Origin of the sequence: Rhizobium sp. Root1220 (genome assembly GCF_001426265.1) — a bacterium.
In the GTDB taxonomy this organism is placed as follows: domain Bacteria; phylum Pseudomonadota; class Alphaproteobacteria; order Rhizobiales; family Rhizobiaceae; genus Rhizobium.
In genome coordinates, this window is the sequence record NZ_LMDG01000032.1 from 403,409 (window position 1) to 419,095 (window position 15,687).

Sequence of the window (15,687 nt, forward strand, 5' to 3'; positions counted from 1 at the left end):
GGTTATTTTCTCGTGAGTGCCTCAACCAGCCACACGCCGGGCAGTCAGGGCACCGGTGGGCGACGGTGCGGGCGCAAGAATTATCTTTCTCTCTCAGCCGCTTACCGGATTTTGTCGCCCTGCGCAGGAACGGGGACTTGCTAAAATCGTCTTTTAGGTCTTTGATACACGACTGGTTTGATAGACTATAAGTCTGTCACGAAGCTTGCTGAACCGAGGGAGCAAGCTCGAAATTTGCGGCAAACGGTGTTGGTGAAAGCCGCTCAACCTGCTCAACGCGCGATCGATATTCCTGCGTTGAAACCATGATCGAGACACGGTGCGGATTAACCGCAAGGGAGTTGCGATGACGGTTCAGGGACTTTTTTCTGCGAAGTCCAGTGCGGCTGCTCACATTTCGGCGGTGCCACGCATTGCGATCGTCGGACGCGGCTTTTCCGGAATGATGATGGCGATCGCTTTGATGAAGACGGTACGGACTCCGTTCCATCTGCAACTCTTCGACCCGAACTCCTCCGTCAGCGGCGGACAGGCGTTATCGTCGGCAAGGTCATCCACCATCCTCAATACGCGCGTGCGGGACCTCTCGGTCTCGCTTGGCGATACCGACGATTTCAACGATTGGCTCTGTAGCAATGCGGAATTCCGCGCGGCGGTACCTGCCGCAATCCCGGGCTTCCGCCAGATATTCGTGCCAAAGGAAATCTTCAGCGATTATGTTTACCAGCGTTTTTCAGAGGCGCTCGCCGCCCGCAAGGATATCACCGTCCAGGTCTGCCACGAAGCGGTCGTGGCAATTCGCAGGAGCCACGGTAGTCGATTCCTGCTCGAAAGCGCCAACCCGGCCAATCCGTTGTTCGATACTGTGATCCTCGCCACCGGCTACGGTGCCCGCGAAGCACAAGAGCCAGAGCCGGTAACGACGCCGGTTCGCGCGCAGCGTCTCGTCGCCAGACCGCACACCGTCTTGCTCGGAAGCGGCATTCGCGTCGTCGATCAACTCCAGCAATTGCGCGATGCCGGCTATGCCGGCCAAGTCACCATCATCTCCAAGCATGGCTTCCTGCCGCAGAGCCACACGCCGAATTCGGCCGATCCCGTCTTTCCCGCGGAGGCTTTGCCCGAGGCCCTGCCGGAGATCGTTCGCTTCATTCGCGCCGCCTGCCGTGAGGCGGAGAACGAAGGCCGTAGCTGGCAATCAGTCATGAACGGTCTGCGCAAGCACGCCCGCTCACTCTGGCAGTCACTGCCGGCCCGCGAGAAGCATCAGTTCAACCGGCATTTGCGGGCTATTTACGACAGCCATCGCAACCGCTTGCCGGAGGCAATGTATGCGCGGCTCAAAAGCGAGCTCGCAGGAGGCAGCACCGTACTTTGCCGTGGCGTCGCAGGTCGACGAGGCTTGAGCGGGATATTCTTCAAACCCGCCAGATCGCAGGTCGAGGAGTTGCTCCATGCCGAACGCATCTTCGATTGCCGTTGCCGGGCACCGGACCTGACGTCGCCGCTGATCCAAACGCTGGTCAACGCCGGCCTTGCCGTTCCCGACGAACTGTCACTCGGTCTTGCCGTCAACCAACGCGGCCAGCCTTGCCTGGAAAATGGTACCATGGTGGATGACCTTTTCGCCGTCGGTCCGCTCGGAGTCGGAAGCTTGCCGGATATCGACCTCGTCCCCGAAATCGTCAGCCAGGCCTATGGAGCCGCCGAGCGCATCGGGGAACGGTTCTACCCAAAAAGCAAGGCCGTCTGATCAGGTGCGGCGCGACCGCAATTCGCCCCGCAGGATAAAGAGGAAAATGCCGGCCGCCATGGCGGCAAGTACAAACCAGGTGATAGCATAGACCAGGTGATTGTTCGGGAAGGCTACCTGCGTTAACCCGCCGATCGGCAGTCCACCCGGATTGGGCGAGGTGTCGGCGTCGATGAAATAGGGAGCAGCATCGCCAACGCCGCGTCGCTCGGCGATCGCCGCCACGTCTCGCGAATACCAGCGATCATTTGCCGTATCGTTCGACTTGATCAACGTGCCGTTTGGTTCGCTGATGCGCAGCAAGCCGGTGATGCTGACCGGCCCCGAGATCTGCCCTTCCGGCCTGGAGGCCGGATCACGTTTCTCGGTCGGAACGAAGCCGCGGTTGATAAGGATCGCCGTGCCGTCGGCGAGCACAAGCGGCGTTATCACCCAATAACCTGGACCGAGCGCCGTTGATGCATAGATCACGGTCTCCTTGTCGTTCAGGAGAGTTCCCTGTGCCGTGACCCGGCGATACTCGTCGTTCGCCTTGTTGACGGCACTCCATTCGGCGCGCGAAGGTGCGGCAACAGGCTCGGCATGAAGACGCTGATCGACGTGTGCGATCAGATCCTGTTTCCAGGAAAGACGCTCGATCTGCCATCCGCCCAGTGCCAACAGCGCAGCAATCAGCAGCACCATCAGGCCACAGAAGATCGCCAGCCCGGCTGTGGAGTGTTGTCTATACGGTTCTTCGGGAGAAACGCTGCGCATGGTTCAAAACCATGACGGGCGGCGTTTCCGCCGCCCGTCATGCCTACGGCATGTTTTTCATCATTTCGGGGCTCATCGGCATCATGTTGGCATTCAGATGGTGCATGACCCAGAGCGAGCCCGAGAGTCCGATGGCGACAATGAGCAACGTGAAGATCAACGCCATCATCGTCCAGCCACCCTCCGATTGCGGGTTCATGTGCAGGAAGAAGATCATGTGGACCACAATCTGTACGGCCGCCAATGCCATGACCAAGGCGGCGGTGACTGCGCGGCTGTCGAAGACATCGGCCATGACCAGCCAGAAAGGGATGGCTGTCAGAACGACGGACAGGAGAAAGCCGATCACATAGCTCTTGAACGTGCCGTGAGCTGCCTCGTGTCCGTGACTGTGGCCATGGTGGGCCTCGTGGGCATCCTCGTGCGCTGGTGCGTTCGAACTCATCCGAGAACTCCCATAAGATAGACGAAGGAAAAGACGCCGATCCAGACGACGTCAAGGAAGTGCCAGAACATCGAAAGGCACATCAGGCGACGGCGGTTTTCCGGGATCAGGCCGCGCAGTTGAACCTGTACCATCAACGTCACCAGCCAGATGATGCCGAAGGTGACGTGCAGGCCGTGCGTGCCGACCAGCGTGAAGAAGCAGGAGAGAAACGCGCTACGCGTCGGGCCCGCGCCTTCGTGGATCAGGTGCGAGAACTCGTAGAGTTCCAGTCCCAGGAAGGCGGCACCGAAGAGGCCGGTGACGGCCAGCCAGAACAACGTTCCGCTCTTCTTCTGTTGCACCATCTGCAGCATGGCAAAGCCATAGGTGATCGAGGAGAGCAGCAGCATCGAGGTATTGAGCGCCACCAGCGGTAGATCGAAGAGATCCGCCGGTGACGGGCCGGCCGCATAGTTGCGGCCGAGAACGCCATAGGTCGCAAAGAGAATTGCGAAGATCAGGCAGTCGCTCATCAGGTAGAGCCAGAAGCCCAGCATGGTGCTGCCTTCCGGATGGTGCTCTTCCGTCATGTAGAATTCGGGCTTGGCGGCCTTGTCGATTGTCATTTCGCTCATGGTCTTACACCTGCCCGGCGAGCGTGGCGGTGCGCTTGCCTTCCGTTTCGGCGACGTCCTCGGCGGGAATGTAGAAGTCGCGGTTATAGTTGAAGGTATGACCGATTGCGATGGCGATCATGGCGACGAACGACACGGCCACGAGCCACCAGATGTACCAGATCATCGCGAAGCCGAAGGCAACGCTGAGCGCACCGAGAATGACACCCGTGCCGGTGTTCTTAGGCATGTGAATCGGCTTGAAGCCTTCCAGCGGACGGGCATAGCCACGCGCTTTCATGTCGTACCAGGAGTCGTGATCGTGCACGACCGGTGTGAACGCGAAATTGTATTCCGGCGGCGGCGACGAGGTCGACCACTCCAGCGTGCGTGCATTCCACGGGTCGCCGGTGGTGTCGCGCAACTGCTCCCGCTTGATGAAGCTGACCACAAGCTGGATCAGGAAGGAGGCGATACCGAGAGCGATCAGCCCGACGCCGAAGGCGGCGATGAGGAACCAGATCTGCAGCGACGGATCCTCGAACTGCGATACACGGCGGGTGACACCCATGAGGCCGAGCACGTAGAGCGGCATGAAGGCGAAGTAGAAGCCGATGAACCAGAACCAGAAGGACATCTTGCCCCAGAAGGGATCGAGCTTGAAGCCGAAGGCCTTGGGAAACCAGTAGGTGACGCCTGCCATCAGGCCGAACACCACGCCGCCGATGATGACATTGTGGAAGTGGGCGATCAGGAACAGCGAGTTGTGCAGGACGAAGTCCGCCGGAGGGACGGCGAGCAGCACGCCGGTCATGCCCCCGATGACAAAGGTGACCATGAAGCCGATCGTCCACAGCATCGGCACTTCGTAGCGGATGCGACCGCGATACATGGTGAAGAGCCAGTTGAACATCTTCGCCCCCGTCGGGATCGAGATGATCATCGTGGTGATGCCGAAGAAGGAGTTGACGCTGGCGCCCGACCCCATCGTGAAGAAGTGGTGCAGCCAGACAAGATAGGAGAGGATGGTGATGACGACGGTCGCATAGACCATCGACGCGTAACCGAAAAGGCGCTTGCCAGAGAAGGTCGCGACCACTTCGGAGAAGATGCCGAAAGCCGGGAGCACGAGGATGTAGACTTCCGGATGACCCCAGATCCAAATCAGGTTCACATACATCATCGGGTTGCCGCCGAGATCGTTTGTGAAGAAGTTGGTGCCGGCGTAGCGATCCAGCGATAGCAGCGCCAGCGTTGCCGTCAGGATCGGGAAACTGGCGACGATCAGCACGTTGGTGCAAAGCGAGGTCCAGGTGAAGACCGGCATCTTCATCAGCGTCATACCGGGAGCACGCATCTTCACGATCGTCGCAATCAGGTTGATGCCCGATAGCGTCGTGCCGATACCGGCGACCTGCAGACCCCAGATATAATAGTCGACACCGACACCCGGACTATAGTCCGCACCCGAGAGCGGCGGATAGGCAAGCCAGCCGGTCTGCGCGAATTCGCCGATGAACAGCGACATCATGATGATGATGGCGCCGGCCGTGGTCATCCAGAACGAGAAATTGTTGAGGAACGGGAAGGAGACGTCGCGCGCGCCGATCTGCAGCGGTACCACGAAGTTCATCAGGCCAGTCACGAACGGCATCGCCATGAAGAAGATCATGATGACGCCGTGGGCGGTGAAGATCTGGTCGTAATGGTGCGGCGGCAGGTAGCCATCGGAACCGTTGAAGGCGAGTGCCTGCTGGGTGCGCATCAGCATTGCATCGGAGAAACCGCGCAGCAGCATGATGAGTGCCAGGATGACATACATGATGCCAATCTTCTTGTGGTCGACGCTTGTCAGCCAGTCACGCCATAGCGGACCCCAGAACCTGAAATAGGTGATCGTGGCGAGCACCGCGATGCCGATCACGGCGACGCCGATGAAGGTCACGACCAGGATCGGCTCGTGATAGGGGATGGATTCTAGGGTTAACCGGCCGAAGATGAACTTCAGGAGGTCAGGATTGGAAAACATGGAGTAACCCGTTCATTGATGTCTTATCGACGCAAAGCGCCAGGTCTAATTGCTATTTTGCTGCGTGGGAGCTGAATTGCCGTTGCCGTGATCCATGCCGGGCATGGTGTGGCCGTCATGCTGCATTCCCGGCATGCCCTGCATGTCGTCTGCCTGGCCACCTTCCGCAGGCGCTGCCTCGGTGCCGCTTTCCGGAACGGCGTGACCACCTTCGCCCTGATCGGCATGGCGGTTGTCGTATCGGAGTTTCGCGCGATTCTCGGCGCTTTCCTTGCCGCCACCACCCATCATGTCGATGTGCATCATCTCGTCGACGCACATCTGACCGGGCCGAACGCACAGGTTGAGGATCGCATTGAAGAGATCCTTGTCGGCCGATGCGAAGTAGCGCACGGGCTCGCGCTCGCTCGGACGCTCGAGCTTCAGGTAGGCGTCGCGGTTCAATGCAGTGCCCTGCGTCTTGACCCGGGCGACCCAAGCGTCGAAACCCTGTGGGTTGAAGGCGTGGAACTTGAAACGCATATGCGAGAAGCCGGCACCGCTGTAATTGGCGGAAAAGCCGTCATAAACGCCCTCTTTGTTGATCACCGCATGCAGCTTCGTCTGCATGCCCGCCATTGCATAGATCTGACCGGCAAGTGCGGGAATATAAAAGGAGTTCATAACCGACGAGGAAGTAATCTCGAAATTGATCGGAACATCGACCGGCGCGGCCAGTTCGTTGACCGTTGCGATCCCGAGTTCCGGATAGAAGAACAACCATTTCCAATCGAGCGCGACGACCTGCACCGTCAAAGGCTTGGTCTCCGCCGATATCCCGCGCTCGGCATCCAATCGATCGAGCGGCCGGAAGGGGTCGAGCTTGTGGGTGCTGATCCAGGTTATGGCACCCAACGCGATGATGATCGCCAGCGGGGCAGACCAGATCACGACTTCGAGACGTGTCGAGTGATGCCATTCCGGATCGTAGGTCGCGTCTGTGTTCGACCGGCGATACCGCCAGGCAAAAAGCAGCGTCATGCAGATCACCGGGATGATGATCAGCAGCATCAGCGCCGTCGACACGATAATAAGATCGCGTTGTTGAACGGCGATGTCGCCCGAGGGGGACATGACCACCATGTTGCATCCGGCCAGCGTAAGAAGCATTGGCAGGACGAGGAGAGGGCGGGAAAACTTGCTCAGTTTTTGCACGTCTCTATGCTCTTTTCGTTTCATCCGATCCGCGACTAAAGCACTGTACATGATAGCAACATGAGGTGTTTGGTCGCAGTGCAGCAGGAATGCCGCACTGCGGGATAAAACACGTCGCGCAGGATGTCAAAATCCGGATTGGAGTTAATAGGACTTTTTGCGCGCAAGCTTTTTCGAAGGCTAATATATCGACAGAAGCGGCGACCGCCACCACTTTCAGGACGAATTCCGGGCTCGCGGGCGAAATTCTTCATCCGCGCTCGATTTCGATGGCGGTTGATGAACTATTTGCGTCGATCGGACTTGATAACCGCACTGGTTTGTTCAAGATCGTTCTGAGGCGCTTTGCCGCAAGCGCTTCTGCAGGGAGGCGTTTGATGGCAAGCACGACACACTACGGACCGTCGTCCACGTCGATGGAACGTGACGCACGAAAAATTCATGGCGACAAGCCGGTTTCACCCGGCAGCATTGCGATCGGGGTGATCATCGGACGAATGTCCGAGTTCTTCGATTTCTTCGTCTACGGCCTGGCTTCGGTGCTGGTCTTTCCGAAGCTTGTTTTCCCTTTCGCGCCGGATCTCCTCACTGCAACGCTTTACTCTTTCGCGATCTTCTCGCTGGCATTTTTGGCGCGTCCGGTGGGCTCGGTCGTGTTCATGACGATCGATCGTCTCTACGGGCGAGGCACAAAGCTCACCATTGCTCTTGTGTTGCTCGGCGGCTCGACCGCTTCCATCGCGTTCCTTCCCGGCTACAATGAGATCGGCGTGTGGTCGATTGCGCTATTGGCGCTCTTCCGGCTTGGGCAGGGATTTGCATTGGGCGGAGCGTGGGATGGTCTCGCCTCGCTGCTCGCGCTGAATGCTCCGCCAAATCATCGCGGCTGGTATGCGATGATCCCGCAGCTTGGCGCGCCGATTGGCTTTGCGCTTGCGAGCGTGCTGTTCGGCTTCTTCATCGCCAACCTGTCGAGCGAGGATTTCCTGAGCTGGGGTTGGCGCTATCCTTTCTTCGTTGCCTTTGCCATCAACGTCGTGGCACTTTTCGCCCGTTTGCGGCTGGTCATGACGACTGAGTTCGGTACCGCGCTTGAACGGAACGAACTCGAGGCGGCGCCGATCCGGGACGTGTTGCGCGTGCACGGTCGCGACATTCTGATCGGGGCGTTCGTGCCGTTGGCAAGCTTTGCGATGTTCCACCTCGTGACGATTTTCCCGCTCGGCTGGATGAGCCTCTACGGCACCCAGCCGATTGGCGCCTTCATGGTCGTTCAGATCATCGGTGCGATGGTCGGTATCGTTGCCATCATCGCTTCGGGAATGATTGCCGATCGCATCGGTCGTCGCAGTCAACTTGCGATCTGCGCGGTGTTGATTGCCATCTTCAGCTTCGTTGGGCCGATGCTCATTGCGTCGGGTTCCAATGGTCAGGATGCCTTCGTCATCATCGGCTTTGGCGTGCTCGGTCTTTCGTTCGGACAAGCAACGGGATCGATTTCGTCGCGCTTCGGTCGAGGCTACCGCTACACCGGTGCTGCTTTCACCTCCGATCTGGCCTGGCTCGTCGGTGCCGGCTTTGCGCCGCTGGTGGCGCTCAGCCTGTCCAGCGAATTCGGCCTCACCTTCGTCGGTTACTATCTGCTCTCCGGCGCGGTATGCACTCTTGCCGCATTGGCTTTCAGCAAGGCGCTGGAACAGCGCGACTGACGACACAAGGCGCGCGATTCTACAAAACCCGCCTGGCAAGGCGGGTTTTGTGATTTGGCAGGAATGTCAGGAATGCGGGAATTTACATGGTAGGTTGCGGCTGCTTGGCAGCGCGCTCGGCGGTCAATTCGGCCGTCGTATGATTCAGGCGATCGGCCAGCACGCGCATGATCTCGACGGCCATCTCGGGAAAATCGCTCAGCAGCTTGAGGAAGTGTTCCTTGCTGATGCGCAACACCTCCAGCGGCGAGGTCGCACGCACGGTCGCCGTACGCGATACGTCGCACAATATGGCGATCTCACCGACGATGGAGTTAAGTTCGGCATCGGCGACCTTGATGTCACCCGCGGAGGAACGCACAAGGATATCGGCTGTGCCGGACAGCACGACATAGGCCGCGTCGCCCGGATCGCCCTGGTGAAAGAGATCCTGTCCGACCTTGTAGGTCATTCTGTCCGACGTAAACGCCAAAAGCTTGAGTTTCGCCGGCGCTATCCTTGAAAAGATTGGCACCCGCCGCAGCATGTCGACTTCGTCTCTCAACAGCATGAGCGTCTTTACCCCTTGCCGCACTGTTCCGGTGCGCTCTAGAATTCCGTTGCGCCCGTTGAAGAGCGCCTTTACCGCCGCTCTAATAGAATATTACGATAACAGTTCCTTGAACATACCATTCTGTTCGGAAAGTTCCGGAAAATTCCCTGCCTCCGCGAGGTTTCCGCGGTCGAAAAGCAGTATCCGATCGAAGATCTCCGCTAGTTTTGCATTGGAAAGCACCCAGATGATCGCTGGTCTCTCGCCTTCCCTGTGAAGCCCTTCGACGATGTTGTGGGTGATCTGATCCTGAACACGCTGGTCGAGCGCGGTCAGCGGCCGGTTGAAGACGAAGTAGTCAGAACGCTTCAACAGAGCGCGGGCAAGATTGACCTTCTGCCGCTGTACCATGGTTAGACGCTTTCCGCCCGAGCCGACGTCGAATTCAAGACCGATCGACAGCACGTCATCGAACAGTTCGAGCGAGTCAAAGAGATCGCCCATGATTGCCCGGATGCGTTCGGATGCATCGGCTTGCTGATAGGCGATACGCCCGAACAGTACATTGTCCATCAGGCTCGCCGAAGAGATGAACCGCTCGGGGTCGTAGCGCTCGATGACGGCTGCGAGGTCCGCCGGAATGTCCCTGTGGAATTGCTTGCGAGCACTGACGATCTTCGCCATCAATTCGTCTGTCAGAAGACCGAAGCGGTGCCGCGGCTCGATATAGGCAAAGCTCAGCCGGATAATAGCCGATCGTTCTTCTGCGGTTGCATCGTCGAACCTGCGGCTTTGCAGCTTCTGCAGGAGGGCCTGATAGGTTGGAATGTCGTCCGCGGTCATGAAGGTGAGCTGCTGGAAGAAGGGATGATCCGGCGGCAGGTCGTGGAAGAGTTCGACGGCGTTTTCGGCGATCTCGAGACCCATCGCATACAGATCATCGCTGAGGCCGGTGTCGCGGAAGAGCGCCTGGAAATAAGAGTGGGCCGCAAGCCGCCGATTGTTCATCATCGGCCGCTGCATCGAGCCGAAGAGCAGGTTTTCACCGACGGTCGCCTGCGCGTTGTAGGCGTCGAAGTCGAATGGCACAACGATGTTGCCGAGGTCCGACTCCTGCATCCGGTCGCGCAACGCGTTGCGCAAATCGACGATGTGATCGGCAAGCCCGACATGCACCTTGGTGTTGACCGTGGAGCGAAGCGCAAGATCCAGAATGTCCTCCGATATCAGCACCGCGTCGAGCACGGGTCGTATAGCCGTAAGGATGTCCTGCGAACCACTCGCTCCGGCAGCCTGGTAGTCGACCCAATCGCTGTTGAGATCGAGCGTCGGATTTCCCGCCTTCACGGCTTCTTCGGCATGCCACTTGGCTTCCAGCGCCGCCTGCGTGTCGTAGCCCGGGTCCGTTAGCGGCGCATGCTTGAGGCCGTAAAGCAGATTGTCCTTCAACGTACCATGGAAGAAATAGCTATCCGCCGACGCGTAGGAAATACGCCGCCCGGTGATGGATTCCGGCATTTCCAGCAGGTCCTTGCCGTCGATCGTGACCCGCCCGGAATCCGGCCAGACCAGCCGGCCCAGCGCCTCCGCGAAAGCCTCCGCCCCACTGGAATTCGGGCCGACGACTGCGACCGTTTCATTCGGCTTGATCTCAACCGAAACGTGGTCGACCAGACGGGCGCCACTATCGTCACTCACCGTCAGGTTCGTCACCACCAGCGCCGCCGTCAATGCGCCGACGGGCCCTGTGGGGATTTCCTGAATCTTGCTGTCGATGAGTGGCTCGACGTTGAACTGTTCATAGACCTGCTGGTACTTGACCTGAACATCCTGACGCATCTGGTCCCAGTCGATCAGTTCCTTCAACGGGCCTGGCAAATCCTTGTAGGCGCTGATCACGGCTACGAGCTGCCCGATGTCGAGCCGGCCCTGAAGCGCAAGATAACCGCCGATTGCGTAGAACAGAAAAGGCGTCACCTGCGCCAGAAAGTTGTTCAGGAACTTGACCAGAAACTTCCACTGATAGAGATCGTAGCGGATCGAGAAGATCAGCCCCAGCCGGGCTGCGATGTCGGCGCGCTCGAAGTTCGACGTGTCGTTGCTGTGAATGGTGCCAATGCCATCGACGATCTCGCCGACGCGGCCCGAGAGTTCGCGTGCGGTGAGCTGGCGCTGGCGGCCGAGCTCGAGCAGCCGCTTTCTCATGCGCGGGATGACCACGGCCTGCACGCCGACAATCCCCGCGGCAATCATGCCGAGCCAGAAATTTTGGACGATGATGAAGGCAAGTGCTGTCAGCGCCTGACCGCCAAGCAGCGCAGGAGAGACGAAGGCGTCACCGGTAAAGCCGCCCATCGGCTCGACTTCGTCCTTGATCATCGTGGCGATTTCAGCGGATTTCACACGCTTGAAATGCGATGGCGGAAAACGCAGGACACGATCGATCAGCTCGAACCTGATCCGGCGCAGCATCCGCTCGCCGAGGCGACCCTTGTAGGTGTTGATGTAGAACTTGAAGAGACCGTTCAAAACGACAAGAGCGAGGAAAACCAGGCTCAGGCCCATCAGCATCTGGTAGCGATCCAGTTGCAGGCCCTTGAAGAACACCACCTCGCCCATCCATGGAAGGCTGTAGGACAGGTGCATGAAGGTCTGTGTCGCGCCTTCGCCTTCGAAGCCCGAACCCTGTATTGGCCCGTTGACGATCTGCTTAGGCAGGTCGAAAGACAGAAAATAGGGGATCATCGACACTGCAACGACTGTCAGAATCCAGAGCTGTTGCAGGCGCGTATTCGACCAAATGTATCGCGCGAGGCTTTTTTCCATTGCTAACCGTCAGTTGCCTGGGAAATCTGGGCAGGGAACCTGCGGCGAAACGGTGAGAATGCCGAAAACCAGGACCATGCAACCGGACTGCCGGATATCATAACGCAAACAAGGCGAAGCGGCTTGCCGTCGTCATGCCGATTCTCGCCGGGACGTTGTTTATATCACAGGACTTTCGCAAAGTGCGAGCGTTTCAGCCCATCATTGACCGAATGATCGCAGCTGTTGCATCGGTGCCGCCGAGGTCAATCGGCATCGCATTCGCGCGTCGCCCCATGAGTGCGGCTTCAACAGCCTTCGCAACGCGAACCGGAGTCAAGTCCGCTTCGGTCAGGACATCGGCTAGGCCGAGTGCCTCCAAGCGCTCCGCCCGTACTGTCTGTTCGGTCTCGCCACCGGCAACGAATGGCACGAGGATCGCTCGGCAATCGGTCTGCAGCAGATCGCCCACTGTGTTGTAGCCCGCCTGCGAGATGGAGACGCGGGCAACACGCAGCAGTGATGGGAAATCCCTGCGGAACCGGACGAGGCTTGCGTTTGGGGGCGTCTCTGCCGATAGCGCGGCATAATCCGCATCCGGCAGGTTTGGACCACTGATCAGCAGCCACCGCAAGTTCGCCGGCAGCCGGGTCGCCGCACTGGCAGCGGCACGCAACAGATCCATTCCGACTGCACCGCCCCCCGCCGAGGCGATGACATCGAACGCCTCGATCGGGTCGGCCGCGGGCGGAGCCACCACCATCCCGGTGTAGCGAATCTTGGTGGCAATCCCCGATGTCAGCGGAAATGTATCTTCAAGGCGAACGAAGCTTGGATCGCCATGCACCAGGATTGCGTCGAAGTGCGTTTCCACCAGCGCTACGGTCTCTTCGTCCCGTCCGGCCTTTCGATTCTGCTGGAGGATATCCCGGACCGAGCTCACCAGCTTCGGGCGTGGCGCAGCGTTCTCGATCGCATCAAGGAGGGGAAGCAGTTCGAAGCGCATTTGCCTGCGTCCGAACGGAAACGCCTCGATGATCACGACATCGGGGCGGGTCTCGCGAAACGCGGCCAGCAAGAGATCACGACGCCTATTCAGGAACGCCTCTCCCGCCGCCGTGCCATCGCTGTCGGCGAGCCCTGAAAAACCCGCATTGCTTGCAACGACCGGCGGCAGGGCCACCGTCTTGATGCCATCGGCGGGAAAACCGGGAACGGGCAGCCCACCAGTCACGACAGTGACATCAAGCCCATCCTTGGCGAGTGCGCTTGCGATGCGACTGGCACGTGCGATGTGGCCTATGCCAAGCAGATGCTGCACATAGAAAAAGACGCGGGGCGCGCGGTTCATGAAGCTTTCTGCCATTCTTGTTCGAAGAGGCGGCTCAATTGACTGATGCTGGAGTGATAGTCGAAATGCTCCCGAACGCGTGCCTCGGCGGCGTCGCCAAGCCTCTGACGCAAGGCCGGGTCGCGGATGGCGATCTCCAGGGCAGCGGCCAGTGCTGCGGGCTCCTCGGGTGGAACGACCAGCCCATTCTCGCCGTCCTCAAGAAGCTCCGGAACACCGGATACGGCGGTCGAGATGCAAGGCAGGCGCTGGCTCGACGCTTCCACCAGGACATTCGGCAATCCGTCACGATCGCCATTCGCCGCGATCCGGCAGGCAAGCGCAAAAAGATCGGCGCGGCGGTAGTGATCGAGGACGTCTTCCTGTGCGAGCGCTCCTTTCCAGGTGATCCGGTCGGCCAGCCCGAGGTTCGTCGCCAGCACCTTCAGCCTTAAAAGCTCGTCGCCACCGCCGATATGCTCGAACCGCCAGTTCAGGTCGCCGGGCAGGAGCGCGAGGGCGCGCAGCAACGTGTCGTATCCCTTTTTCTCCACCGCTCGGCCAACACTGAGAATGAATGCCGGATCGGCGGGATCGCTGCCATCGCGATGCGAACGCTCACCGGCGAAATGCCCGAAGCGCGCAAGATCAAGGCCGTGGTAGCTCAGATGCACGGCATCCTTGCGCGGTGTCAACGTCCGCATATGCTCGAACCCGCTTCGGGTGCAGGTGACCGTCCAGCGTGCACTGCCGAGCTTCTCGTTCAGCTCCCAATCCGGAGAGGTCCAGATGTCCTTGGCATGAGCCGAACAGGTCCACGGCACGCCCGTCAGGATGCTCGCATATTCGGTTACAGAGGCCGGTGTGTGGATGAAGTGCGCATGCAGCCATTCGCCGTGGTCCGGCCATTCGCGCGCAAGCACCAGCGCCTGTCCCAAGCGCCTGAAGCGGTTGCGGGATATGTCGCGTGGCAGATCCTGGAAAAAGCGCTTCCATAGCGCCCTGAAACCAGGTTTGCCAAAGCCGGCGAAAAGCCCCTTCAACACACGAACCGGTTCCTCGTGCAGGTATTCCGGCAAGTAGACCACGCGCGCTGTGATTTCGTCGTGCACCGGATGCCGTTTCTTGTCGGTGGGGCGGCGCATCGAAATGAGGGTTAGGTCGAAGCCGGCCTTTTCGAGGCCGAGCAATTCTTGGGCGATGAACGTCTCCGAAAGGCGCGGGTAGCCCTTCAGCACGACGAGGATCTTGCGACGGTACGACAAGGCCTTGCTCTTCACTCGGCGCCGACGACTGAAAGGCGGCTTCCGCGGCTGTCGAGCCAGTCCCCAACGGTCTGGGAAATATGATCCAGCCCCTCAAGCCGCGCGGTGCAGCCGCTCTTGGATGGAGGCAGCCGCTCCGGCAAACGCTTCAACGCCTCGGACATAACGGCTGGATCTGAGGACTGATCGGGCAGCAACATGTCGATCAGCCCGAGTTCACTTGCCCTTTGGGCACGCAGCAATTGTTCTTCACGGGGCTTTACGCGCGGCACGATCAACGCCGGCTTGTCGAAAGAAAGGATTTCGCAATAGGTGTTATAGCCACCCATGGCGACGACCCCGATTGCGCCCGCGATCAACTCTTCCATGTTATTGTCGAACTCGATTACTTCTATGTAGGGGATCTTCGCCCCCTTGGCGACAAGCTTTGAGCGCTCGGCGGCCGGCATGTAGGGACCGAGCACCACGAGCGCCTTTTGCTGTAGCGTCGGATCCTGCTCGTAGGCGTTCATCACGTCATGCACCAGATCCGAGCCATCGCCACCGCCACCCGTCGTGACCAGAATATAGTTGTCAGTGCGCGCATTGATCGAGGTCTTGCTGGTCGAAACACTGCGTTGCAGGAAGCCGACAAAATCCATCTTGCGCCGTACGCTGGGCGGAACGTCAAGACCCACCAGAGGATCGTAGAAATCCGGTGGACCATATACCCAGACGGAATCGTAATAGTGGTCGATCTTCTGCATGATCCCGTTCCGCTTCCACTCGGCATCAAGCAGGTGCGGCGCGTCCATGATCTCGCGCAGGCCGAGCACGAGTATCGTGCCTCGGGCTTTCAGGTAACCTAGCGTTTCCTCGATCTCGCCCTTGAGCCCCATGGGTTCCTTGTCGACGATAAAGATATCCGGCTGGAACGTCTCGGCTGTGTGGCGAATGCTCGATTCGCGCATTTTGAGCGTCTCGTGAAGATCGATATGGCCCGCCATCGACGTATATTCGCCGTTGCGAAGCTTGATCACGCTCGGGATCTTCACGAAGTCGACGCGTGTGCGGTAGTCGAATGCGCCGGCGATCGTAGCGCCTGAAATGATCAGGATATTGAGGCCGCGATAGTCCTCGACAAGTGCATGCGCGATCGTGCGGCAGCGGCGCAAATGGCCAAGCCCGAACGTGTCGTGGCTGTACATGAGAATGCGGGCATCTTCCAGGCGCCGTGCCATGGGCACTCCTTCTGGGGTGTGTGTCATGATAGCACCGTCGGTTTCCGCTGGGC

The 15,687-nt window shown here is 59.3% G+C and carries 12 protein-coding genes; 2 read left to right on the plus strand and 10 right to left on the minus strand.

Annotation, left to right across the window (positions count from 1 at the left end):
• The first annotated feature begins 346 nt into the window (after positions 1-346).
• Positions 347-1,753 carry an FAD/NAD(P)-binding protein gene (locus ASC90_RS18815; RefSeq protein ID WP_056543384.1) on the plus strand — a complete coding sequence of 469 codons (1,407 nt, stop codon included), beginning with the start codon at positions 347-349 and terminating at the stop codon, positions 1,751-1,753.
• Here the strand turns inward: ASC90_RS18815 and ASC90_RS18820 are convergent, their stop codons facing one another.
• The 5 genes from ASC90_RS18820 to cyoA are packed head-to-tail and all read right to left on the minus strand — an operon-like array spanning position 1,754 to position 6,773.
• Positions 1,754-2,509, minus strand: a complete 756-nt coding sequence (locus ASC90_RS18820) for an SURF1 family protein (protein ID WP_056543386.1) — start codon at positions 2,507-2,509, stop codon at positions 1,754-1,756.
• Between the two features lie 43 nt (positions 2,510-2,552).
• A complete protein-coding gene (gene cyoD, locus ASC90_RS18825; RefSeq protein WP_056543389.1) occupies positions 2,553-2,954 on the minus strand; it encodes a cytochrome o ubiquinol oxidase subunit IV in 402 nt (133 codons plus the stop codon).
• Positions 2,951-3,571, minus strand: coding sequence for a cytochrome o ubiquinol oxidase subunit III (cyoC, locus tag ASC90_RS18830; protein WP_056543394.1), 621 nt, complete (start codon positions 3,569-3,571; stop codon positions 2,951-2,953). Before cyoC ends, cyoD begins: the two co-directional genes overlap by 4 nt.
• A gap of 4 nt (positions 3,572-3,575) precedes the next feature.
• A complete protein-coding gene (gene cyoB, locus ASC90_RS18835) occupies positions 3,576-5,579 on the minus strand; it encodes a cytochrome o ubiquinol oxidase subunit I (protein ID WP_056543397.1) in 2,004 nt (667 codons plus the stop codon).
• A gap of 45 nt (positions 5,580-5,624) precedes the next feature.
• A complete protein-coding gene (cyoA, locus tag ASC90_RS18840) occupies positions 5,625-6,773 on the minus strand; it encodes a ubiquinol oxidase subunit II (protein ID WP_056543400.1) in 1,149 nt (382 codons plus the stop codon).
• A gap of 377 nt (positions 6,774-7,150) precedes the next feature.
• On the opposite strand from cyoA, the gene ASC90_RS18845 reads away from it, so the two are divergent.
• Positions 7,151-8,482, plus strand: coding sequence for an MFS transporter (locus ASC90_RS18845; protein ID WP_056543685.1), 1,332 nt, complete (start codon positions 7,151-7,153; stop codon positions 8,480-8,482).
• Between the two features lie 82 nt (positions 8,483-8,564).
• Here the strand turns inward: ASC90_RS18845 and ASC90_RS18850 are convergent, their stop codons facing one another.
• From ASC90_RS18850 to ASC90_RS18870, 5 genes are all read right to left on the minus strand, one after another.
• A complete protein-coding gene (locus tag ASC90_RS18850) occupies positions 8,565-9,032 on the minus strand; it encodes a Crp/Fnr family transcriptional regulator (protein WP_056543403.1) in 468 nt (155 codons plus the stop codon).
• A gap of 93 nt (positions 9,033-9,125) precedes the next feature.
• Positions 9,126-11,840, minus strand: a complete 2,715-nt coding sequence (locus tag ASC90_RS18855) for an ABC transporter transmembrane domain-containing protein (protein WP_056543406.1) — start codon at positions 11,838-11,840, stop codon at positions 9,126-9,128.
• Positions 11,841-12,033: 193 nt separating this feature from the next.
• Entirely contained in the window at positions 12,034-13,185 is a 1,152-nt protein-coding gene (locus ASC90_RS18860; RefSeq protein ID WP_056543411.1) for a glycosyltransferase, read from the minus strand.
• Positions 13,167-14,414, minus strand: coding sequence for a glycosyltransferase family 4 protein (locus ASC90_RS18865; protein WP_156393031.1), 1,248 nt, complete (start codon positions 14,412-14,414; stop codon positions 13,167-13,169). Before ASC90_RS18865 ends, ASC90_RS18860 begins: the two co-directional genes overlap by 19 nt.
• Before the next feature lie 11 nt (positions 14,415-14,425).
• Positions 14,426-15,634, minus strand: a complete 1,209-nt coding sequence (locus ASC90_RS18870; RefSeq protein ID WP_056543418.1) for a glycosyltransferase family protein — start codon at positions 15,632-15,634, stop codon at positions 14,426-14,428.
• Between the last annotated feature and the right edge of the window lie 53 nt (positions 15,635-15,687).